This is a genomic window from Streptomyces sp. NBC_00271, assembly GCF_036178845.1.
Classification (GTDB): Bacteria; Actinomycetota; Actinomycetes; order Streptomycetales; family Streptomycetaceae; genus Streptomyces.
This window is the reverse complement of the sequence record NZ_CP108070.1, coordinates 1,892,449-1,915,189: the sequence shown is the minus strand read 5'-3', so window position 1 is coordinate 1,915,189 and position 22,741 is coordinate 1,892,449. Positions and strand designations below refer to the sequence as shown.

The 22,741-nt window shown below is 68.2% G+C and carries 22 protein-coding genes; 17 read left to right on the top strand and 5 right to left on the bottom strand.

Annotated features, from left to right (window positions below; all coding sequences use genetic code 11):
- Positions 1–23 precede the first annotated feature (23 nt).
- The 9 genes from OG798_RS09155 (at position 24) to OG798_RS09115 (ending at position 9,521) form a co-directional block, all read left to right on the top strand.
- Positions 24–761, top strand: coding sequence for a DUF4118 domain-containing protein (locus tag OG798_RS09155; RefSeq protein WP_328756765.1), 738 nt, complete (start codon positions 24–26; stop codon positions 759–761).
- Between the two features lie 210 nt (positions 762–971).
- On the top strand, positions 972–2,813 hold the full coding sequence (locus OG798_RS09150; protein ID WP_267060922.1) for an APC family permease: 1,842 nt from the start codon (positions 972–974) through the stop codon (positions 2,811–2,813).
- Positions 2,814–3,177: 364 nt separating this feature from the next.
- Positions 3,178–3,267 (top strand): K(+)-transporting ATPase subunit F, encoded by a 90-nt coding sequence (gene kdpF, locus OG798_RS09145; protein ID WP_016434100.1) that lies wholly within the window; start codon positions 3,178–3,180, stop codon positions 3,265–3,267.
- 8 nt (positions 3,268–3,275) lie between these two features.
- A complete protein-coding gene (kdpA, locus tag OG798_RS09140; RefSeq protein WP_328756764.1) occupies positions 3,276–4,940 on the top strand; it encodes a potassium-transporting ATPase subunit KdpA in 1,665 nt (554 codons plus the stop codon).
- A 35-nt stretch (positions 4,941–4,975) separates the two neighbouring features.
- On the top strand, positions 4,976–7,072 hold the full coding sequence (gene kdpB, locus OG798_RS09135; RefSeq protein ID WP_328756762.1) for a potassium-transporting ATPase subunit KdpB: 2,097 nt from the start codon (positions 4,976–4,978) through the stop codon (positions 7,070–7,072).
- 6 nt (positions 7,073–7,078) lie between these two features.
- Positions 7,079–7,747: a potassium-transporting ATPase subunit C gene (locus tag OG798_RS09130; RefSeq protein ID WP_121417117.1), complete on the top strand. Its 669-nt coding sequence runs from the start codon at positions 7,079–7,081 to the stop codon at positions 7,745–7,747.
- A 126-nt stretch (positions 7,748–7,873) separates the two neighbouring features.
- Complete coding sequence (locus OG798_RS09125; protein ID WP_121417118.1) at positions 7,874–8,557, top strand: response regulator; 684 nt, start codon at positions 7,874–7,876, stop codon at positions 8,555–8,557.
- A 124-nt stretch (positions 8,558–8,681) separates the two neighbouring features.
- Positions 8,682–8,939 carry a hypothetical protein gene (locus tag OG798_RS09120; protein WP_121417119.1) on the top strand — a complete coding sequence of 86 codons (258 nt, stop codon included), beginning with the start codon at positions 8,682–8,684 and terminating at the stop codon, positions 8,937–8,939.
- A 45-nt stretch (positions 8,940–8,984) separates the two neighbouring features.
- Positions 8,985–9,521, top strand: a complete 537-nt coding sequence (locus OG798_RS09115) for an NUDIX domain-containing protein (protein ID WP_267060917.1) — start codon at positions 8,985–8,987, stop codon at positions 9,519–9,521.
- Between the two features lie 12 nt (positions 9,522–9,533).
- Here OG798_RS09115 and OG798_RS09110 read toward each other — a convergent pair whose 3' ends face one another.
- A complete protein-coding gene (locus tag OG798_RS09110) occupies positions 9,534–10,295 on the bottom strand; it encodes a class I SAM-dependent methyltransferase (RefSeq protein ID WP_328756761.1) in 762 nt (253 codons plus the stop codon).
- 127 nt (positions 10,296–10,422) lie between these two features.
- Between OG798_RS09110 and OG798_RS09105 the strand changes: the two genes are divergently transcribed.
- The 3 genes from OG798_RS09105 to OG798_RS09095 all read left to right on the top strand — a co-directional run bounded on the left by OG798_RS09105 (position 10,423) and on the right by OG798_RS09095 (position 12,709).
- Entirely contained in the window at positions 10,423–10,689 is a 267-nt protein-coding gene (locus tag OG798_RS09105) for a hypothetical protein (protein ID WP_267060914.1), read from the top strand.
- A 610-nt stretch (positions 10,690–11,299) separates the two neighbouring features.
- Positions 11,300–11,908 (top strand): hypothetical protein, encoded by a 609-nt coding sequence (locus tag OG798_RS09100; RefSeq protein ID WP_121417122.1) that lies wholly within the window; start codon positions 11,300–11,302, stop codon positions 11,906–11,908.
- 330 nt (positions 11,909–12,238) lie between these two features.
- Positions 12,239–12,709: a hypothetical protein gene (locus tag OG798_RS09095; RefSeq protein WP_121417123.1), complete on the top strand. Its 471-nt coding sequence runs from the start codon at positions 12,239–12,241 to the stop codon at positions 12,707–12,709.
- 206 nt (positions 12,710–12,915) lie between these two features.
- Here the strand turns inward: OG798_RS09095 and OG798_RS09090 are convergent, their stop codons facing one another.
- Positions 12,916–13,857 carry an SGNH/GDSL hydrolase family protein gene (locus OG798_RS09090; RefSeq protein ID WP_121417124.1) on the bottom strand — a complete coding sequence of 314 codons (942 nt, stop codon included), beginning with the start codon at positions 13,855–13,857 and terminating at the stop codon, positions 12,916–12,918.
- Positions 13,858–14,105: 248 nt separating this feature from the next.
- On the bottom strand, positions 14,106–15,329 hold the full coding sequence (locus OG798_RS09085; protein ID WP_328756760.1) for a PucR family transcriptional regulator: 1,224 nt from the start codon (positions 15,327–15,329) through the stop codon (positions 14,106–14,108).
- Between the two features lie 141 nt (positions 15,330–15,470).
- Between OG798_RS09085 and OG798_RS09080 the strand changes: the two genes are divergently transcribed.
- On the top strand, positions 15,471–16,964 hold the full coding sequence (locus tag OG798_RS09080; RefSeq protein ID WP_121417125.1) for a flavin-containing monooxygenase: 1,494 nt from the start codon (positions 15,471–15,473) through the stop codon (positions 16,962–16,964).
- 321 nt (positions 16,965–17,285) lie between these two features.
- Here OG798_RS09080 and OG798_RS09075 read toward each other — a convergent pair whose 3' ends face one another.
- The gene (locus OG798_RS09075) at positions 17,286–17,765 is read right to left on the bottom strand and encodes a winged helix-turn-helix transcriptional regulator (RefSeq protein ID WP_095856377.1); all 480 of its coding nucleotides are present in this window, start codon (positions 17,763–17,765) and stop codon (positions 17,286–17,288) included.
- 90 nt (positions 17,766–17,855) lie between these two features.
- Here OG798_RS09075 and OG798_RS09070 point away from each other — a divergent pair, with 90 nt between their 5' ends.
- From OG798_RS09070 to OG798_RS09055, 4 genes are all read left to right on the top strand, one after another.
- Positions 17,856–18,341, top strand: coding sequence for a PaaI family thioesterase (locus OG798_RS09070; RefSeq protein WP_328756759.1), 486 nt, complete (start codon positions 17,856–17,858; stop codon positions 18,339–18,341).
- A 42-nt stretch (positions 18,342–18,383) separates the two neighbouring features.
- Positions 18,384–19,007, top strand: coding sequence for an isochorismatase family cysteine hydrolase (locus tag OG798_RS09065; protein WP_328756758.1), 624 nt, complete (start codon positions 18,384–18,386; stop codon positions 19,005–19,007).
- A 71-nt stretch (positions 19,008–19,078) separates the two neighbouring features.
- Positions 19,079–20,482 (top strand): dihydrolipoyl dehydrogenase, encoded by a 1,404-nt coding sequence (gene lpdA / locus OG798_RS09060; RefSeq protein ID WP_095856380.1) that lies wholly within the window; start codon positions 19,079–19,081, stop codon positions 20,480–20,482.
- A gap of 54 nt (positions 20,483–20,536) precedes the next feature.
- Positions 20,537–21,121, top strand: a complete 585-nt coding sequence (locus OG798_RS09055) for a TetR/AcrR family transcriptional regulator (RefSeq protein ID WP_267060911.1) — start codon at positions 20,537–20,539, stop codon at positions 21,119–21,121.
- 100 nt (positions 21,122–21,221) lie between these two features.
- Here OG798_RS09055 and OG798_RS09050 read toward each other — a convergent pair.
- A protein-coding gene (locus OG798_RS09050; protein WP_443053726.1) for an IS3 family transposase occupies positions 21,222–22,441 on the bottom strand; the annotation gives its coding sequence in 2 pieces (ribosomal slippage) (positions 21,222–22,165 and positions 22,165–22,441; 1,221 coding nt in all).
- Positions 22,442–22,741 lie beyond the last annotated feature (300 nt).

Below are 22,741 nucleotides of genomic sequence, written 5' to 3'. Positions count from 1 at the left end.
CAACCGCAGGAGGTGACGGTGTGATGACCGGCTATTCGCTCCGGGACCGGCTCGCCCTGGTGGCGGGCCTGGTGGGCCCCTTCCTGGTGGCGCTCGTCCTGGTGCCCTTCCGCACGGATCTGTCGCGTACGAACGCGGCGCTGATCCTGGTCGTGGTGGTGGTCGTGGTCGCCGCCCTCGGCAGCCGTACGGCGGGGGCGCTCGCGGCGCTGTCCTCGGCGGCCTGGTTCGACTTCTTCCTCACTCGCCCGTACGAGACGTTCGACATCAATACCTCCGCCGACATCGAGACGGCGGTGCTGCTGCTCGTCGTCGGCGTGATCGTGTCCCAGCTCGCGGCCCGGGCCCGCCGCCTGGAGGTCATCACGGTGACGGACGCGGACTATCTCGCCCGCGTCCACGAGACCGCCGAGCTCGCCCAGTCCGCCAAGTCCTCCGACACCGTGGTCGACCACGTCCGCGGCCAGCTCACCGAGCTGCTCGGCCTGCGCGGCTGCCGCTACGAGTACGGCAGCCTGCTGGGGCAGCCGCCCCGGCTCGAGCAGGACGGAAACGTCTCGGTCGGCCACCGGCGCCGGGACGTCGACGCCTGCGGATGGCCGGACGGCGAGATCGAACTGCGCACCTACGGCAACGGCCACTACCTGGGCCGCTTCATGCTCACCCCCGGCCCGGGCGCCGTACCGCCGCTCCAGGCCCGCCTGGTGGCGGTCACCCTCGCCGACCAGACGGGCGCCGCCCTCGACACGGCCGGGCGGTAGGTACTCGCAGGGTCACTGAGCGCAGCCGTGCAGGAGCCGCGCGGGAGTCGTGCGGCGCATACAGCCGTCAAGGTCGCGTCAAGGTCGGGGGTTCCGGCGCGAAGAAGGCGCAAGGAAGGGTCGAAAGCAATCGGGGACGGACAGAACCTGGGCGCACCCGCGCACCGCCTCCCCGCGTGCGCGGGCCACCGCGTAAGGAGCCCGTATTCCATGTCTGTCCTGACCATCGAGCCGGGGGCGAGCCCCGCCGACGAGGAGCCGCCCGATACCGGTGAGCGTCATCGCTTGACGGCCCTGACGGGTCTGGCTGCTCTGTCGCTGGATGCGATGGCCTCGGTGGCGTACGGGCCGGAGGCGATCGTTCTGGTGCTGGCGGGGGCGGGTGCGCACGGTCTGGGTTTCACGTTGCCGGTGACGCTGGCCATTGCGGGGCTGCTGGCGGTGCTGGTGGCTTCGTACCGGCAGGTGATCGCCGCGTTTCCGGACGGTGGCGGGTCGTATGCGGTGGCCAGGAGGCATCTGGGTGCGCGTACGAGTCTGGTGGCGGCGGCGTCGCTGGTTCTGGACTACGTGCTGAATGTGGCGGTGGCCGTGACCGCGGGGGTGGCGGCGCTGACGTCGGCGTTTCCTGGGCTGTACGGGGAGCGGCTGTGGTGGTGTCTGGCCGTGCTGGTGCTGATCACGGGGGTGAATCTGCGGGGCATCGTGGAGTCGGCGCGTGTGTTCATCGTGCCGACGGCGGTGTTCGTCGTGTCGGTGCTGGTGCTGATCGGGGTGGGTCTGTTCCGGTCCGCGCCGGTGAGCACCGTGGCCGCGGCCGGGCATGCCTCGGTTCTTGCGGGCAATGCGACCACGGTCGGGGCGCTGCTGTTGCTGAAGGCGTTCGCTTCGGGGTGCAGTGCGCTCACGGGTGTGGAGGCGCTGGCCAATGCTGTGCCGTCGTTCCGTGTGCCGCGGGTGCGCCGGGCGCAGCGGGCGGAGGTGGCGCTGGGGGCGGTCCTGGGGGTGATGCTGATCGGTCTGTCGGTTCTCATCTCGCGTTTTCATCTTCAGCCGGTGGCGGGTGTCACGGTGCTGGCCCAGCTCGCGGATGCCTCGCTGGGCCACAACTGGGCTTTTTATGTGATCCAGTTCGCGACGATGGTCTTGCTGGCGCTGTCCGCGAACACGTCGTTCGGTGGTCTGCCGGTGCTGTTGAAGCTGCTGGCCCGGGACAACTATCTTCCGCATGTCTTCGCGTTGAAGGCGGAGCGGCAGGTGCACCGGCATGGTGTGCTCGCGCTGGCCCTGGTCTCGGCGGCTCTGCTGGTCTTTTCTGGTGGGGACACGAACACTCTGGTGCCGCTGTTCGCGATCGGTGTCTTCATCGGCTTCACGGTTGCGCAGGTGGGGATGGTTCGGCACTGGCGTGGTGAGCGGGGGAGGGGGTGGCGGGGCAGGGCGGTGCTGAACGGTTTGGGTGCGGTGCTCACGGGTGTCTCGGCGGTCGTGGTGACGGCGACCAAGTTCGCCGAGGGTGCTTGGCTGATAGTGATCGCCGTGCCGTTGCTGGTGGCTGCCTTCGAGACGGTGCACCGGGCGTATGGGCGGATCGGTGAGCGGCTGGGCCTGGGGCGGATTCCCGAGCCGCCGCACCGGGACCGTTCCCTGGTGATCGTTCCGGTGTCGAACCTGTCCCGGCTGACCGTGGAGGCACTGAACGCCGCCGCCTCCCTCGGCGACGAAGTACGCGCCGTCACGGTGTGCCACCCCGACACCGAGGACCGCGCCCAGGCCCACGCGCTGGCCCGCGACTGGGCACGGTGGGACCCCGGAGTACCGCTCGTCCAGCTCACTTCCGAGCGCCGTACCGTGGGGCGCCCGATCGCCGAGTACGTGGGCGAGGCGGCCGCCGCGGAGCCCGGCACCCGCGTCACCGTGCTGATCCCCGAGGTCGAGCCGGACCGGCTGTGGCAGCGGCTGCTCCAGAACCAGCGGGGCGCGGTCGTCGCCCACGCGGTGCGCCGTGACACGGACGCGGTGATCTGCCGGCTGCGGTTCCGCATCTACTGAATCCTTATCTACTGAATCCTTTGACGCCCTATTCCGACGCCCTGCTTCGGCGTCCTTCCCTGCTACGCGTCCTGCCGGCCCGCATCTCGTCGATGCGGGCCATCGGCGTATTCAGCCGGACGGCGGGACCCGTCGCCGCACGTGGAGCGGTCGGCCGTAAGGGTTCCGTCAAAGGCAGACCGGCCGCCGTATGGGAGGTGTCAACGGCGCTCGAATTCGGCCAGAGAGGCGGTTTCCTCTAACCGTCCGTCTCATTCATTCCGAACCTCTCCTAGGAGTTCGCGATGGCCGATCTGGCCTTCGTTGTCACCACGATCGCGGTGTTCGCGCTGGTGGCCCTTGTCGCCAAGGGGGTGACGAAGCTGTGACCGCCGAGAACATTGTCGGCCTGGTCGTGGCCGTCGCCCTGCTGGGCTATCTCGTCCTCGCCCTGATCTTCCCGGAGAGGTTCTGAGAAGCGATATGAGTCCCGTTCTTGCCGGCGTGCTCCAGTTGCTCGCGCTGATAGCGGCGCTGGCTCTCGCCTATGTCCCTCTTGGCGACTACATGGCCAAGGTCTACTCCTCCGACAAGCACTGGCGTGTGGAGAAGTGGATCTACAAGGGTATCGGTGCGAATCCGAACACGGAGATGCGCTGGCCCGCGTACCTGCGTGGCGTACTCGCCTTCTCCGCGGTCGGTGTCCTGTTCCTCTATCTGCTGCAGCGGCTGCAGGGTCATCTGCCCGGCTCGCTCGGCTTTGCCGCGATCGACCCGGACCAGGCGTTCAACACCGCCGCGTCCTTCGTCACCAACACCAACTGGCAGTCGTACTACGGCGAGCAGGCCATGGGCCACGTCGTGCAGACCGGCGGCCTGGCGGTGCAGAACTTCGTCTCCGCCGCGGTCGGCATCGCGGTGGCTGTCGCGCTGGTGCGCGGCTTCTCGCGCTCCCGTACCGGTGAGCTCGGCAACTTCTGGGCCGACCTGGTGCGCGGCACGGTCCGCATCCTGCTGCCGCTCTCGGTCGTCGCCGCGATCATCCTGGTCGCCTGCGGCGCGATCCAGAACTTCTCCGGGATCCACTCGGTGGGCCAGTTCATGGGCGGCTCGCAGCAGTGGAACGGTGGCGCGGTCGCCTCGCAGGAGGCCATCAAGGAGGTGGGCACCAACGGTGGCGGTTACTTCAACGCCAACTCCGCCCACCCCTTCGAGAACCCCACCCCCTTCTCGAACCTTTTCGAGATCTTCCTGCTGCTGGTCATCCCGTTCTCACTGACCCGCACCTTCGGCCGCATGGTCGGCTCGCTGCGGCAGGGCTACGCGATCCTCGCCACGATGGCCACGATCTGGCTCGGCTTCATCGCCCTGATGATGTGGACCGAGTTCGCCCACCACGGTCCGGCGTTCCAGATCGCGGGCGGCGCGATGGAGGGCAAGGAGAACCGCTTCGGTGTCGGCGCCTCGTCGATCTTCGCGGTGTCCACGACGCTGACGTCGACGGGTGCGGTGGACTCCTTCCACTCCTCGTTCACGGGTCTGGGCGGCGGTATCACCATCCTGGGTATGCAGCTGGGCGAGATCGCGCCCGGTGGTACCGGTTCCGGTCTCTACGGCATGCTGATCATGGCGGTCATCGCGGTGTTCATCGCCGGTCTGATGGTCGGCCGCACCCCCGAGTACCTGGGCAAGAAGATCGGCACCCGCGAGATCAAGTTCGCGGCCTGCTACATCCTCATCACCCCGGCGCTGGTGCTCGTCTTCACCGCCGCGGCGATGGCCCTGCCCACCCCGGGCCACTCCATGACCAACTCGGGCGCGCATGGTTTCTCCGAGATCCTGTACGCCTACACCTCGGGTGCCAACAACAACGGTTCCGCGTTCGCGGGTCTGAACGCGGACACGCAGTGGTTCAACAGCACGATCGGCATCGTGATGCTGCTGGGCCGGTTCCTGCCGATGGTGTTCGTGCTGGCGCTGGCGGGTTCGCTGGCCGAGCAGAAGCCGGTCCCGGCGACCGCGGGCACCCTGCGCACGGAGAAGCCGCTGTTCACCGGTCTGCTGGTGGGCGCGATTCTGATCATCACCGGTCTGACCTACTTCCCTGCGCTCGCGCTGGGTCCGCTGGCCGAGGGGCTGGCGTCATGACCACTCGCACAGATTCACCTTCAGAAGAGGACTCGATGTCCACAGTCACTCCGACCCGGGCGCCGCACAGTGATGTGCCGACCGGTCACAAGGACGAAGGAAGGGTCGGCGCGGGTCTGTTCGACCCGAAGCAGCTGCTGAAGTCGCTGCCGGACGCCTTCCGCAAGCTCGACCCGCGGGTGATGATCAAGTCGCCCGTCATGTTCGTGGTGCTGGTCGGCTCGGTCCTGACGACGGTGTTCTCGTTCAAGGACCCGGGTGACTGGTTCGGCTGGGCGATCAGTGCCTGGCTGTGGCTGACCGTGATCTTCGCCAACCTGGCGGAGGCGGTGGCCGAGGGCCGCGGCAAGGCGCAGGCGGACACCCTGCGCAAGGCCAAGACGGACACGGTGGCCCGCCGCCTCAACGGAGACGTGGAGGAGCACGTCCCCGGCACCGAACTGCGCGTCGGCGACCTGGTCGTCTGCGAGGCGGGCGACATCATCCCCGGTGACGGTGACGTCGTCGAGGGTGTGGCCTCCGTGGACGAGTCGGCGATCACGGGTGAGTCGGCCCCGGTCATCCGCGAGTCCGGCGGTGACCGCAGTGCCGTCACCGGCGGTACGAAGGTGCTCTCGGACCGGATCGTCATCAAGATCACGACGAAGCCGGGCGAGACGTTCATTGACCGGATGATCGCTCTGGTCGAGGGCGCGGCCCGGCAGAAGACGCCGAACGAGATCGCGCTGAACATCCTGCTCGCGTCGCTCACGATCGTCTTCCTGCTCGCGGTGGCGACCCTGCCGCCGTTCGCGGACTACGCGGGCACGCACCTGACGATGGTCGTCCTGGTGGCCCTGCTGGTGTGCCTGATCCCGACCACGATCGGCGCACTCCTGTCCGCGATCGGCATCGCGGGCATGGACCGGCTGGTCCAGCGCAACGTCCTGGCCATGTCCGGCCGTGCGGTTGAGGCGGCCGGTGACGTCTCCACGCTGCTGCTGGACAAGACGGGCACCATCACCCTGGGCAACCGCCAGGCCTCCGAGTTCGTGCCGGTGACCGGCACCACCGAGGCCGAGGTGGCGGATGCCGCGCAGTTGTCGTCGCTGGCTGATGAGACGCCCGAGGGCCGTTCCATCGTCGTGCTGGCGAAGGAGAAGTACGGGCTGCGCGAGCGGCACCAGGGCGAACTCGCGGGGGCCGAGTGGATCGCCTTCACCGCCCAGACCCGTATGTCGGGTGTGGACGTCGACGGACGCAGGATCCGCAAGGGCGCGGCCGGTTCGGTCATCACCTGGGTCCAGGAACAGGGCGGCACCGTCTCCAAGGACGCCGACACCCTCGCCAACCGCATCTCCGAAGCGGGCGGCACGCCGCTGCTGGTGGCCGTCGAGGACACCGACGGCGCCCGCATCCTGGGTGTCATCCACCTGAAGGATGTCGTCAAGGAGGGCATGCGGGAGCGGTTCGACGAGCTGCGCCGGATGGGCATCAAGACCATCATGATCACGGGTGACAACCCGCTGACGGCCAAGGCGATCGCGGACGAGGCCGGCGTCGACGACTTCCTCGCGGAGGCGACTCCCGAGGACAAGATGGCGCTGATCAAGCGGGAGCAGGCGGGCGGCAAGCTCGTCGCGATGACCGGTGACGGCACCAACGACGCCCCCGCGCTGGCCCAGGCCGACGTCGGCGTGGCGATGAACACCGGTACGTCGGCCGCGAAGGAGGCCGGCAACATGGTCGACCTCGACTCCAACCCGACCAAGCTCATCGAGATCGTCGAGATCGGCAAGCAGCTCCTCATCACCCGGGGTGCGCTGACGACGTTCTCGATCGCCAACGACGTCGCGAAGTACTTCGCGATCATCCCGGCGCTGTTCGCGGCGGTCTACCCGGGCCTGGACAAGCTGAACATCATGCACCTGTCCTCGCCCGACTCGGCGATCCTGTCCGCGGTCATCTTCAACGCGCTGATCATCATCGCGCTGGTCCCGCTCGCCCTGCGGGGTGTGCAGTACCGGCCGGTGAGCGCGGACAAGATGCTGCGGCGCAACCTCGGGATCTACGGCATCGGCGGCCTGATCGCCCCCTTCATCGGCATCAAGATCATCGACCTGCTCATCTCCCTCATCCCCGGAATCGGCTGATCGGCTATGAACAACTCGGTTACGAACACTGCCCGGTTGCTCTGGGCGGGCCTGCGCGCGCTGCTGGTGCTCACTGTGGTGACGGGTGTCATCTACCCGCTCGCGATCACCGGTGTCGCCCAGGGCCTGTTCCCCGGCAAGGCGAACGGCTCGGAGATCAAGTCGGACGGCAAGGTCGTCGGCTCCTCGCTGATCGGCCAGTCCTACAACCTGCCGCTGAAGAAGGGCCAGGAGACCCCGGATGCCGACTTGAAGTGGTTCCAGGGCCGCCCCGCGAACGGGCTGGGCACCAACAGTGTCAACACGCAGTACAAGCTGATCCTGTCCGGCGCCACCAACCGTTCCGGCGACAACAAGGACCTGATCGACTGGGTGACCGCAGCCAAGAAGGCCGTCATCAAGGACAACTCGGTCAACGGCTACACGGTCAAACCGTCCGACGTGCCCGCCGACGCGGTCACCTCCTCCGGCTCGGGCCTGGACCCGGACATCTCCCCGAAGTACGCCGACATCCAGGTCCACCGGATCGCGGAGAAGAACGGCCTGTCCGTCGCCCGGGTGCAGAGGCTGGTCGACGAGCACACCGACGGCCGCACCCTCGGCTTCATGGGCGAGCCCCGCGTCAACGTGCTCGAACTCAACATCGCGCTCAAGGAACTCGTGGCGAAGAGCTGACGGGCTTAAGGCACAACCGCGCGGGAGTTGACGGACGGGGAAACACATCCCGGTTCGTCAACTCCCGCGTTCACGAGGCCGGTTCCACGGTTCCGGCCCGCCGTACGACAGGAAAGGCGCACCCCGATGACCCGGGTACTGGTGGTGGAGGACGATCCTCAGCTCGTCCGGGCCCTCGTGATCAACCTGCAGGCCCGCAGATACGGAGTCGACCCCGCCCCCGACGGCACCACCGCACTGCGTATCGCCGCCGCCCGCCAGCCCGACGTGGTCCTGCTCGACCTCGGCCTGCCCGACATGGACGGCACCGACGTCATCAGGGCCCTGCGCGGCTGGACCCGCGTACCGATCCTCGTCCTGTCCGCCCGCCGCGCCTCCGACGAGAAGGTCGCGGCCCTGGACGCGGGCGCCGACGACTACATCACCAAACCCTTCAGCATGGACGAACTCCTCGCCCGGCTGCGCGCCGCCGTCCGCCGCCGGGACGACGTTTCGCCGGCCCCCGAGACGACACTCGTCACGACCGACGGCTTCACCATCGACCTCCTCGCCAAGAAGGCCACCCGCGCCGGGCACGACGTACGCCTCACCCCGACCGAATGGCACCTGCTGGAGATCCTGGTCACCAACCCCGGCCGGCTCATCACACAGAAACACCTCCTGGCCGAGGTCTGGGGAGCCAGCCAGAGCAACAAGACCAACTACCTGCGGGTCTACATGGCCCAACTCCGCCGCAAACTCGAGACGGACCCCGCCCACCCCCGCTACCTCATCACCGAACCCGGCATGGGATACCGCTTCGAAAGCTGAAGACCGGACGGCGCTCGCGCTGTCAGGACGGGTCCTGTCGGCGGAGGACCGCCGGGTGCCGCGGCCGCCTTCGCCGCCTTGCTGGAGGGCATAGAGGAGGGCGGACTGGAAGGGTGACGTCCTGGTGCGGGGTGCCCGGACCGGCCGGCTGCTGAAACGGCTCAGCGTGGCCACGGGCGAGAAACCTCTCGTCAAGGACGTTGAACTGCCGGACGAGCCCGGTGGTCGTCGACCCCTTTTCGGTGATGCTCCCGGCGCGACCTTCCGGTCCACGGACCTCACCGTCTGGTCCCGGGCCGCCTGCGTCCGGGCGGGCCGGGCACTGACCGGCGCCGAGGCCCACCGCTTCGACACCGGCGACCCGCTCTCGTGCTCGCTCTGACCCGCCGACCGCATGCCGTCGTGGTCCCCGGGCACAACTGGGGTCATGGAGACCCGAGGACCATGGCGAAGACACCGCGAGGAGCAGAGGTACGCGACACCCCGCCTGGTGGTGTACCAGGACGAGATCACCCTGCCCGACGGGCAGCCAGGCCACTACGACTGGGTGCGCGTACCGGATCTGGTCCGGGTTGCGGCGCTGGTCGACGGGCGGCTGCTGATGATCGAGCAGTACCACTACCTCACCGGATCCATGTGGCAGCTGCCCGGCGGCAACGTCGACGCGGACGATCAGGGCCATGAGGCGGCCGCACGGCGCGAACTCGCCGAGGAGACCGGCTACCGCGGCGGCCGCTGGACCCCGAGGGGCGTCGTTCACCCCATGCCGGGACTGACCCCGGCACGTGTCCACCTCTGGAGTGCCGAGGGACTCACCCCGGGAGAGCCGGCACCGGAGTCCGGGGAGGTGGATCTCCAGGTGCGTCACCTGTCCCTGGACGAGGCCGTACGGGCCGTGCGCGACGGCCGGATCGGATGTGCGTCCAGCGCGGCCCTCGTCCTGGCCGTGGCCGCCCCTCGTTGAGGGCTGACGCGACTACCCGCCCGCGATGAGCAGGCGATATCCGTAGTCCATGGTTTGCTGAGCCAGCAGGTCGGCGTGGCGCCGGTGCCAGGTGCCGGAGTCGAGGTCGGCGCGGAGCCGGGCGATCGCCGGCTCCACGACGGACGGCGGCAGCTGCGCGAAGGTGGAGCTGGCCTGGCGGATGACCGGGTCGAGGTAGCACTCCGGTCGGCGCCAGTAGGCGCGCTGGAAGCCGTCGGTGAAGTCGTGCGGGATGGAAAAGGGCGACATGGTATGCGCGTTGAGCGCGTCGGCGACCTCGGTCACAGGGGTGAAGCGGGCGTGGTCCAGCTCACGGATCTCCGGCAGGTACTCCTCGAGCAGCCACAACTCCGGCCGGTGCGTGGGATCCCAGGTGAAGACGACCTGCCTGTCGGCGACGCGGCGCAGTTCGCCGAGTCCGCGGTGCAGGTCGGGCCAGTGGTGGAGGGTCATGATGGCCATGGCCGCGTCGAAGGAACCGTCAGCGAACGGCAGCGCTTGGGCCCCGGCCTTCACCCTCTTCGTCCCAGGGTGCTGGTCGAGCATGACCTGGGAGGGATCGACTGCGGTCACGTCGACGCCTTCCGGCTCGTAGGAGCCGGTACCGGCACCGACATTGACGACGGTGCGGGCATCTCCCAGTGCCTGGCCGATCAAGGCGTGCAATTGGGGGTCAGGGCGCCGGATGTCGCTGTGTCCGAAACCGATGCGGTCGTAGGTCGCCGACGGACGGTCGGCAGCGGCGGTGTCCATGGGGCAAGCCCAGCAGATCGAAGGGCGGAAGACCATTCAAAGATTCAGCACGATGCCCCGGCGCGGACGTGACCGGAAAGGGCAGCGAGAATCCACGCATCACAACGTCAAAGCCGAGGGAGAACCCGTGAACAGACCGGTCCCGCGCCGCGCCACGGTCCTGTATGCGATATCAGCGACCTGCGTGGCCATAGGCGCCCTGCTGTGGGTGCGCGGCCAGACCGGCGCGCCCCCCAGGGTCTACGGGTCCTACCTGGCAGCCGATGGCTACACCTCATCAGCTTGGCGGGTGTGGTCACCGGCAGTGCCCGAAGAACGTCTTGGCCTCTATCTCATCGTGGCCGGGCTGGTGCTGGCTGTGGCGGCACGCCTGTTCTCCATCCGGCGCGACTGAGCAGCGCCAACCCTATTTCTACAACCGGCTGCGGATAATATGGGCCGTCGCGGGGGAGCGGGTGTTCACCGCGCTGATGGCCCAGGCTGCCGCGGACGAGGACCTCAACTGGGCCGTTTCGGTGGACTCCACGATCGTGTGCGCTCATCCGAAGCGAGGTTGATCCGGCCCGACAGGACAGGTGCTGACAACGGTGAAATGCTGGCTGTCAGGACGTACTGATGGTGAGCGCCGCGCTTACCGCCTACCCGAACCAACACCTCCGATGGCTCGGTATACGCATCGCGCGTCCAAGCGCTGCGGGCGGGTGTGAGTGAGACGATCGCGGGCGCGGAATTCCCGATATGTGGATGGCGGCGGAGGCCACGGAACTGGTTCGTGAAGCGGAGCCGCCGCTGCTGTTCGACCCCTCGCGCAGAGTTTGCCTGTTCGGGATGTCGCAAGGTCCACCACGCGGTCCGAAGCCCGTTCCGGAACTTCTCTACGGCGGAGCGATCTTCCACGACCTGGGTCTGGGTCTTGCTGGAAGATACCGGACCACTGATCAGCGATTGGATCAATGGTGCGAATGAGGCGCGTCGGCCCAGGAGTTATCAAGGAGTACGTAGCCATGGTGAGCATTCACAAGCGTTATGGCGCAACGGCCCTTGCCTCAGTGCTGCTGGCAGGGAGCATCGTCCTGCCGGCCACGGCGGCCGCGGCCGATCCAGGCCTGTCGACGAAACCGACCACCCCAGCCGCGGCAGGGTATGCCGCGCGGCCAGCTGCTCACACGGCACCGACGGGGTCGGTCACCCTCCTTCAATACACCGACACCTTCACCGTCAGTCACGACATCAGATTCGGGGGCGGTGTCCCGGTCGGCGGCTGGTCGGCGCTGACCCTGCACTCCAACGGGACGTACAACTGGACCGGGCACGTACACGACTCAGGCTTCACCGGATACAACTTCAGCAGGGCCTGTGTTGTCCGCTTCCACACGGGCGATACCTACATCTTCGACGTCCGTGGAACCATGGGCGGAACCATCGGCGGGTCCCGCGACTTCAACTGGCAGAAGTCTGGGCGACTGCGGACTCTTCCCACAGTGTGGGACAAGGCCTCGGGCTACAAGACGAGCTGCTCCTCGCGAGCCAGTCTCGACGTCGGCGGCACGATCCAGTCGGCGAAGGACGCCATGCCCTACGTCATGACGGTCCTCGCGGTCGTGGCCGCCTGATTCGCACCGCACGTACCGGGGCCTGCCCGTACGTACCGCGTACGGTACCGAGTTCGGCCCAGCGCAGCTGCCGGACTCCGTGGACGACTGCTGAGCCCCTGGGAAGCACAGGTCGACGGGCACCGACTGTCCCGCACAGGGATGTGCGGGGCGTCGTCCATGTTCAACAACGCACGCGTCGCCAACTCGGGCTCCAATCCCGGAGCGTTGAACATGTACGTGTACCGGCCGACGTCCCCGCCCGGATGCGACGGGTGAGATGGAGGCGCATGGTGGTATTGGAGGCAAATCTCGCTGGAGGTAATGGCGATGGGGCATCCGCTCACTACTATGACCACTGCCGCAGTCCTGCTGGTCTCTGTCGCTTCTGCGGGGGGCGTGGGGACCGCCGTCGAGGCACAGACGGCCCGGGCCGCTGCTCCGGCGACCCTGTGCACATACCGCGACGCATTCCCACCTGCCGGCGGCACCAACACCGGAGGTACCCCGAAGCGGTACCGGTATCCGGGCAGCCCGTACGCCGGTGCCCGCTTCGACGGCTGCACCAACACGCTCAAGGTGTTCTACGGCGGCAATTCCAGCCCCCGTTACGCCTACTACGAGATCCGGTACACCTATCCGTCACGGCTCGGCTGGTTCAACTGGCAGATGCGCATGGGGCCGAACAGGGTCGCGACGCTCCGCGCGCCCGCTCACGGCGACTGGAATTTCAAGGTGCGGGCCTGCGCCAGAACGATTGACGGCCCGGGTCCCGGCACTTGCACGGCGTGGTCGCCGCAGCTCTTCCTGCACGCCGTCTGAGCGCACCAGAGCCTGCATGGCCGCTCGCGCCAGGAGCTGTTCGGGCGATCACGTTCTACTGATCGTTCAGAATGAAATGCATTGTGGGGATTGGTAGTTGGGTGCTGTGTCGGCAGGATCGGTTGGGTGCCTCCGGATGACCGGGCGAGCTCGTGAGCCCCGCCGCCGACAGGCACCCCCCGCAGGCGGGGTGCTGGGAGTGTCGCTCACCGCGGGGCCCCGACCGCGCGCAGCACCGCGTCGGCCATGCCGCGCGCGCCACGCTCGTTGGGATGCATCGGGGCGGCGGGAAGGCTGGGCAGCAGCGGCTCGATCCAGCGGGTGTCCCTGCCCGAGCAGGCGTCACGGCCGGCGGAGGGCTTGTACGTGTCGACGTATCCGGCCCCGGCGTCCTGCGCCCGCTGACGCAGCACGGCGTTGAGCTGCTGTTCCTTGTCGTGGAGGTAGGTCGCGTCACCGGGTGCGAGGGTCAGGTCGTCGGCGCATCCGGAGCCATGGGCCGGCAGGATCGCCGGGTATCCCACGACGTACACACGGGCCTTCGGGGCACGGCGCTTCACCTCGGCCAGTGCTTCGGACAGCCGCTCACCCGCCGTGTCGATCTTCCGCTGTACGTCGTCGGTGTCGCCGGAGACGTACTTCCCCCGGCACGGCGCGTCGTCCCCGGTGTACTTGCCGCGGCCGGTCATGTCATAGAACACGCCCGCCTTGACGCACATGGTGACCAGCGAGGCGAAGCCGATGTCGTTGCCGCCGATGCCGAGGGTGACCAGCCGCGTCCCGGCGGACAGTGCCGACAGCTGGGCCGGGTTGGTGCCGTCGTCGGTGGACTGCGGCGCCGTCAGGTCGGCGACGGTGGCCCCGCTGCAGCTCAGGTCGCGGAAGTCGGCCGCCCGCAGCCCCAGCCGCTCGGCGACCAGCGCCGGGTAGTCGTGGTCGGAGCGATCGCACCCGGCGGGGGCTCCGGTCCGGTCGGGGATCCGTGGCCCGGCGGTGTAGGAGTCGCCGAGCGCCACATACGGTCCCCGTGGCGTCGCGACGCCGGCCGGGTCGGTGCCCGAGGTGTGACGGCTGATGCCGACCGCGGCGACCAGGGTGGCGCAGGCGAGGAAGACGCCGATCAGCACGGTCCGTAGGTGATTCGTCATCAACATGTCCTGCTGCCTCGGTGACGGATGAGGGCGCGCACGCCGGAAGGCCCAACAGCCCGGTGGCCAAAGGGAAACAGCCATGGGAGAGGTCTTGTCGTCCCGCTCTCGGGGACGTCTTCAGGCTCTCGGACAGGGCCCTGCCGCGTCGTCCTGCGGCTGCCGACAATCCCGGCTACTGAGAACGCAGTACGCCGTGGAGTGCGCGTAGTGCCGATGCAGACGCACGCCGGCGCCCACCGTGGTCCTCAGTCGCTGCCACGCCACTGGAGCAGATCGAGGGCGACGGCGACCTTGACGGTGTGGTCCTCGAGCGGCTTCGGAAGCAGTTGGTCGGCTCGGTCGAGCTGCCGGAGCAGGGTGTTGCGGTGGGTGAAGAGCCGGCCGGCGGCGCGGGTCGTGTTGCACTGGGCCTGGATGTACGTGAGGACGGCGTGCCTCAGTTCCGGGCTCGCCGTGGCGAGGTCGCCGAGGGTGGTCTTGACGAAGTCGTCGGCCTGTTCGACGTCCTGGCTGATCAGGCTGCTGAGCTGGACGTCGTCGAAACCGGCGACTCGACGCGGCGAACGGAGCCTGGCGAGCATGCGCTGGGTGGTCAGCGCGGCGAGGTGGCTGCGCCGGAAGCCCTCCCTGCCCCCGGCGGGCGGGCCTACGGCGATCCGGACGCCCGGCAGCGGGTCGAGGAGCCGGCTCAGCAGGCCGGTGTCGGGTGCGGCGGGTCCGGGCAGCCACACCCACAGAGTGGCCGCGCCGACGATCACGGTGAGCGGCTGCTGCACTCCGGCCGTCTGCGCCAGAGCCTCGGTCGCCCGCTCGAGGTGGCCCGGTTCGGGGGCCGGTTCCTCGCTCCACACGACGGCGGCGGTGTGTGTCCGGTCGAGGGCGTAGCCCAGGCGTGCTTCCGCCCGTTGTCGGCTGATGGGTGCGCCCTCGACCAGCAGGGTGACGATCTCGCGACGTTCGGCGTGGGTGCCGTGGGTCAACTCTTCGCGCTCGGCGGCCATACGTGCGGCGATGTCGACGATCGTGGCGTCGAGGAAGCCCGAGACGGAGCGCGCCGAGGCATCGAGCAGCTCGCGCAGTTCGTCGGGGTCGGAGGTCAGGGTGAAGGCGGTCTGCATCCAGCGCCGCCAGGCCGCGTTCTGTCCGACGCGGTAGGAGTCGAGGGCCGATTCGTCGAGCCCCCGGCGTACCAGGTCGCGGGCGTGGCTGAGACTGTCCGGGCCGGTGTACGCGGGTACCGGCGCGCCGGGGTCGCGCACGGTCTCCGACGCCCAGAACGTCAGGTGGGCGCGGTTGATCCGCCGTGTGGCGGCGCGCAGGGCGGGGTCCTGCGCGATGGCTCGCATGGTCACCGCCGCCAAGGTCGCCTCGTCGATCTCGTCGAGCCACTCCTGCAGACTGTTGAGTGCGATCTCCGCACCCTGCCGAAGCAAATCGCATGTACGTTCGGAAGGGTGCTGCCAGGCCATGTCCGCACGTTAGCCCGCGGTGGTGCAAAATGCACTGGTCTTTTCCGATGAAGGTGCGAACTGCCACACCGTACTGGCTGGTATGTGAGGTCATCATCGAGGCACCACCCAGCGAACGCCTCATCAACGGAGTCCCCGCACATGACCCGTCAGAGCGAGCACATCGACGTGCTGATCATCGGCGCCGGCATTTCCGGCATCGGCGCTGCCCACTACCTGCAGACCGAGCGGCCGGGCAGCAGTTACGCGATCCTGGAGGCCCGTGGTGTCTCCGGCGGCACGTGGGCGCTGTTCCGCTATCCGGGCATCCGGTCGGACTCCGACCTGCACACGTTCGGCTACGCCTTCAAACCGTGGCGCAACGACAAGTCGATCGCCACCGCCGATCTGATCCTCGACTACCTGCGGGAGACCGCGGGGGAGAGCGGCATCGAACAGCACATCCGCTACCACCACAGGGTGCGCGGCGCGGCCTGGTCCACCGCCGAGGCCCGCTGGACGGTGGAGATCGAGCGCGCCGACACCGGTGAGACGGTGTCCATGACCGCGAACTGGCTGTTCTGCGCCGGTGGTTACTACCGCTACGACGAAGGCTTCACCCCCCGGTTCGAGGGCCGGGAGCGGTTCGCCGGACAGATCGTGCACCCGCAGCACTGGCCGGAAGACCTGGACTGCGCGGGCAAGAAGGTCGTGGTGATCGGCAGCGGTGCGACGGCCGTCACGCTGATCCCGGCGCTGGCGGACACGGCCGGTCATGTCACCATGCTCCAGCGTTCCCCCACCTACATCCTTCCGGTCGCCTCGGAGGACGTGATCGCGAACACGCTGCGCAAGGTGTTGCCCGCGGGCCTCGCCTACCGGATCACCCGGCGCAAGAACATCGCCATGCAGCACTTCGTCTGGCGGACCTCGCAACGCCACCCACGGGTCGTGCGACGTCTCATCCGCGCCGTGAACATCAGGCAGCTGCCGGCCGGTTATCCCGTGGACGAGCACTTCAACCCGTCCTACGACCCCTGGGATCAGCGGCTGTGCGCGGTCCCCGACGCGGACCTGTTCAAGGCGCTCAAGAAGGGAACGGCCTCGGTCGTCACCGACCGGATCGCGACGTTCACCGAGACCGGCATCCGGCTCGAGTCCGGTCGTGAGCTCGACGCCGACATCATCGTCACCGCCACCGGGTTGAACGTGCAGTTGTTCGGCGGGATGGCACTCTCGGTGGACGGCGAACCCGTCGACTTCGCCGACAAGGTGGCCTTCAAGGGCATGATGCTGAGCGGCGTACCGAACTTCGCCTTCGCGATCGGCTACACGAACTCCTCGTGGACGCTCAAGGTGGGCCTGCTGTGCGAGCACTTCACCCGGCTGCTCGGACACATGGACGCCACCGGCACGGACATCTGTTGCCCCGAGCTCCCCGACCCGGCCATGCCGACCCGCCCGCTGCTCGACTTCGGCGCCGGATACGTCAAGCGGTCCCTCCATGTGATGCCGCGTCAAGGACTCGCCTATCCCTGGCTCATGTCGATGAACTACCACTCCGACGTCAAACTGCTGCGCGGCGGCCCCGTCGAGGACGAGAACCTGCACTTCACCTCCGTCGCACGCCACGCGAAGGCCCAGACGTCGGCCTGAGCGACGAACGCTTCGCTCCCGCCGGACACGACATCACCTCTGCCACCGGACGCACGGCGACGACCGACGGCTGCGTCGGGCGGCACTCCTTCGTCACCCGCTCCGACAACCGTGACGCCGGTCGGTCCACGAGGATCGCGGCGTCGCCGCCGGGCACGCCGCGTCAGGCGTCGGCCCGCCCGCGGTCCGACGCGTACGGCCTCGGCGACGACCTGGCCCAGGACACCACCGGCCCGCTCGACCACCTCGGTGCGGCGGTCGCCGTCGTGACCGGCGCGGACTCGGAGACCGGGGCCGATCCCGCGCGTGCTGCCCGCCGATCTAACGAGCGGTGAGGTCCAACGGCTTCGCCGACGGGCCGGGGCGGGTGCGTGCCTCCGGGGGGACGAGGGCGCCGTGTCCCGCGGAGCAGACGACCAAGGTCTCGACCGGCGCGCCGCAGTCGGCGTGCGTGACCTCCAGGGGCGGGCCCTCCGGATCCGCCGCATGGCGGTCTCCCCACTGCTTGAGGGCCATCATCGCCGGCCACAGCTCCCAGCCCTTGCGGGTGAGCCGGTACTCGTGGCGGGTGCGGCTGCCGGGCTCGTTGTAGGGGACGGTGTCCAGGATTCCGGCCGCGACGAGCTTGCGCAGCCGGTCCGCGAGCACGCTCTCGGACAACCCCACGTGCCGGCGGAAGTCGTCGAAGCGCCGTACGCCGTTCATGGCGTCCCGCACGACCAGCAGCGACCACTTCTCGCCCACCAGGTCGAGAGTCCGCTGGACCGTGCAGTTCTCGGTGCTTGTCTCCAGCCACGTCATGCACCCCATCGTAGGCTGGCTTCGACGTTGACATCCAGACCTCGTCCTGGCTAGCTTCGAATTCCACATTCAGATCATTGAGGGAGCGACATGGGCAGGTCACGCACGTACGACTGGGAGGACCCCGCCGTCTCGGCCGCCGCCGTCCGGCAGTACAGCGGTCTCGACTTCCTCCGTGAGGTGCAGGCCGGACGGCTCCCCGCCGCGCCGATCGCGGCGACCCTCGGGATGACGTTCGAAGAGGTCGAACGCGGCCGGGTCGTCTTCGCCCTCGTCCCGGGCGAGGAGCACTACAACCCCATCGGAAGCGTCCACGGCGGTGTGTACGCCACCCTGCTCGATTCGGCGGCGGGCTGCGCGGTGCAGTCGGTCCTGCCGCAGGGGATGGGGTATACCTCACTCGACCTGAATGTGAAGTTCCTGCGCCCGGTCACCGTGGACACCGGCAAGGTCCGTGCCGTGGGCACCGTCCTCAACAGCGGACGTCGTACCGCCCTCGCGCAGGCCGAGCTCTTCGATTCCGGGAACCGGCTGCTGGCGCACACCACCAGCAGCTGTCTGTTGTTCCCCGTCTGAGCGGCCCCGCACAGGAGCGCGACGTACGGAAAGCAGGCAGCTATGGTGGTGTACGACTACGACCGGCGCCGGACGGGGGTTCTGCTGGTCGATCCGCTGAACGACTTCCTCGCCGACGAGGGCAAGCTCTGGCCGCGCATCGCGGAGGTCGCGCGGGAAGTCGACCTGCGGGCCCATCTGTCCGAACTGGTGACCACCGCTCGCGAGGTCGACGTGCCGGTGTTCTATGTTCCGCATCACCGCTGGACACCGGGGTTGTACGAGTCCTTTTCCCACCCGAACCCGTCACAACGCTCCGTGGACAAGCATCAGCTCTTCGCCCAGGACGCGTTCGGCGGGGACTGGTATCCGCCCCTGCGGCCCGAGCCCTCGGACACGGTGGTCGTACAGCACTGGGCCCAGAGCGGATTCGCCAACACCGACCTGGAGATGCGCCTGCGTCAGCGTGGCGTGGATCACGTGATCGTCATCGGACTGCTCGCGAACACCTGCATCGAGACCACGGCCAAGTACGCGATGGAACTCGGATTCCATGTGTCGCTGGTGACCGACGCCACAGCGGCGTTCTCGAGCGAACTCATGAGGGCCGCCCACGAATTGAACGGTCCGACCTACGCGCATGTGATCACAGACACGAAAAGTGTCGTAGCGGCACTGAAGACATAAAGTCACAGGGTCAGATGGTGCAGAGGATGTTGGACCGGCTCTGAGCCGGGCTTCACCGGAAGGATCCACTCATGGACGAGCGCTTCGACGTGGTCGTACTCGGAGCAGGACCGGGCGGCTATGTCGCCGCCATCCGTGCCGCGCAACTCGGCAAGCGGGTCGCGGTCGTCGAGGAGCGGTACTGGGGTGGTGTCTGTCTGAACGTCGGCTGCATCCCCACGAAGGCGCTGCTGCGGAATGCCGAGCTGGCGCACATCTTCACGCGGGAGGCGAAGACCTTCGGCATCAAGGTCGACGGCGAGGTCTCCTTCGACTACGGCGAGGCGTACCGGCGCAGCCGCCGGGTCGCGGACGGCCGTGTCAAGGGCGTCCACTTCCTGATGAAGAAGAACGCGATCACCGAGATCGACGGCCGCGGCACCTTCCTCGACGCCCACACGCTCCAGGTCGCCCTCGCCGACGGCACCACGAAGACGGTCGGTTTCGACGACTGCATCATCGCCACCGGCGCCACCCCCAAGTTGCTGCCCGGCACCCGGCGCAGCGACCGTGTCGTCACCTACGAGGAGCAGATCCTCGCCGAGGAGCTGCCGCGCTCCATCGTGATCGCGGGCGCCGGGGCCATCGGCATCGAGTTCGCGTACGTCCTGCACAACTACGGCGTGAAGGTCACGGTCGTCGAGTTCCTGGACCGGGTCGCCCCGCTGGAGGACGCGGACGTCTCCGCCGAACTCGCCAAGCAGTACCGGAAGCTGGGCATCGACGTGCTCACCTCGACGCGTGTCGAGTCGATCGACGAGTCGGGCCCGCAGGTGCGGGTGACGGTCACCGGCAAGGACGGTGCGCAGAAGGTGCTGGAGGCCGACAAGGTCCTCCAGGCGATCGGCTTCGCGCCGAACGTAACCGGGTACGGCCTGGAGGCCACGGGCGTACGGGTCACCGAGCGCGGCGCGATCGACGTCGACGGCCGCTGCCGCACGTCCGTACCGCACATCTACGCGATCGGGGATGTGACCGCGAAGCTGATGCTCGCGCACAACGCCGAGTCCATGGGGATCATCGCGGCCGAGACGATCGCGGACGCGGAGACCATGGAGCTGGACTATGTGATGATCCCGCGTGCCACGTACTGCCAGCCGCAGATCGCCAGTTTCGGCTACACCGAGGAACAGGCGAAGGAGCGGGGCTACGACGTCAAGGTCGCCAAGTTCCCCTTCACGGCCAACGGCAAGTCGCACGGCCTGGGTGACACGGTCGGCTTCGTGAAGCTGATCAGCGACGCCAAGTACGGCGAGCTCCTCGGTGGCCATCTGATCGGTCCGGACGTGACGGAGCTGCTGCCGGAGCTGACGCTGGCGCAGCAGTGGGACCTGACCGTGCACGAGGTCGCCCGCAATGTCCACGCCCACCCGACCCTGGGTGAAGCGGTGAAGGAAGCCGTGCACGGCCTGGCCGGACACATGATCAACTTCTGAGGCGGTATTTTTTGCAGTCCAGTGCAAATTAGCCGAGGATGGTAAAGTTCGGGCATGACGAGCGATGGTCTGCGGGAGCGGAGCAAGGCCCGGCGCAGGGAAGCGATCGTCCGGGCGGCGTACGAACTCTTCGCCGAGCGAGGCTTCGACGCGACGACGATCGCCGACATCGCCGCGGCCGCCGAGGTGTCGCCGCGGACCGTCACGCTCTACTTCCCCTCCAAGCTGGAGCTCGCGCTGTCGCGCCCCGAGGCCTTCGCGGACCGGCTCGCCACCGCGATGCGCGAGCGACAGGAGGGACGGGGGGCCCTCGACGCGCTGGAGCACTGGCTGCGCGAGGAGGTTGCCCACCGAGGTGACCTGGACGACCTCACTCACCGCATGCTCGAGCTCAACCCGCAGCTCAGGGCGGTGGCCGGCGCCCGCCTTGCCGAGGTCGTCCAGGATGCCACCCGCATTCTCGCCGAGGAACAGGGCAGTGTCCCGGGCGACTTCGGCCCGCGCATCGCGGCCGCCGCCGCGGCAGCGGTCGTCGGCGAAGTGGTGCACCGTCGTGAGGAAGCCGACATCGAGGCGGCGATGACCTTCCTGCGCGCCGGGCTCGACACCCTGACGCCCGCCGCGCAGCCCCCGCGGTGACTCGCTCCGCAGCCGTACGCGGGGCCGGCCGGCGGTGACGTGGAGCCGCTCAGGGGCGCAGCACCAGGTGAGGCGTCCCCCGGAGTGTGGACACGGGGGTTCATGCTGCGAGTGTGAGTTTACGTTCTCTCTGCTGTTGCTGTTCGAACTCGGCTGGCGAGAGGTAGCTGAGAGCGCTGTGGCGCCTGCGTGCGTTGTAGTACGTGAGCCACTGGAAGATCTCCAGCCTTGCCTGCCGCATCGTGGAGAACAGCCTCGGGTGCATCGTCTCTCTCTTGAGCCCCTGCGAGAACGACTCTGCGAGGGCATTGTCATAACTCGAGCCGACCCGGCCCATGCTCCTGCGGATTCCGAAACCATCGCAGACCTGCGCGAACGCGGCCGACGTGTACTGGGAGCCGCGGTCCGCGTGAAAAATCACCCCGCCCACGCGGCCACCGCGGGTCGATACCGCCATCTTCAGGGCGTCGATGACCAGCTCCGCACGCATGTGTGAGGCCATCGACCAGCCGATCACCCGGCGTGAACAGATGTCCAGGACGCAGGCGAGGTACAACCACGTCCCGCCGACCTGCACGTATGTGATGTCGCCGCACCACTTCTCATTCAACTTCCTGGCACGGAAGTCGCGTTGGACGAGGTCTGGGGCAGGCGGCGCGAGCCGATCGGGGACCGTGGTGCGCTTGCGGCGCCGCAGGTGGCGGCCCTCGAGCCGGTTGATGCGCATCAGACGCTCGACCCGCTTGCGATTGACCGTGTGCCCGAGGCCCCGTAGCTCGGCATGGATGCGCCGGACTCCGTAGGTGCCCTTGTGTTCGGTATGGATCTCACGGATCTCCACGAGCAGGGCGTTGTCGGCGGCCTGCCGTTCTTGACGGGTCTTCGCGCCGGCGAGCCACCGGTAGTAGCCCGAGCGAGAGACCCGAAGGACCCGGCATATCCGCTGGACGCCGAAGACCTCTGCGTGGGCGGAGACGAAGTCCCAGCGGCGGGTCTTCACTTCATCTCTTGCGCGAAACAGGCCGCTGCCCGGCGCAGGATCTCCCGCTCAAGTTCCCATTCCTTCTCCGCTTTGCGCAGCCGACCGTTCTCCGCGCGCAGCCTGCCCAGTTCCTCGTCCCGGCTCTCCGCGCCCTGCTCGCCATAGCCGTGATCGCGGCCCGCGTGCTCGTCGGCCTGGCGCACCCAGCTCCGCAGGGTCTCGCCGGTCACCCCGACATCCGCCGCGACCGCCGCATACGTGCGTTTCCCACCCGCCGCGCGGTACAACGCCACCGCATCGTTCCTGAACTCCGCCGGATACGGAGACCTACGTCCCACCAGGACACCTTCCCTCGGATCTGCAAGATCCATTGTCAGAGTGTCCACACCACAGGGGTCGCCTCACCGGTGCCAGTACCCGCCGAGCGGACGGGATGTCGACAGCACACCCTCCCCCTGTTTCGTTACGGGGGCGATCCGGGCTGAGGTCTGTCGTTCGAGTCGGGCGGGGGTGAGTCGGTGGCTGAAGCTGGGGCGGAGGGCTGCGTGTGCACGGTGAATCGGGAGAGCGCTTTCGGCAATTGATCTGACTCCCCGTCAGTTCTCGCTATTCTCCCGTTGCCCCCACAGGCGGGGCGG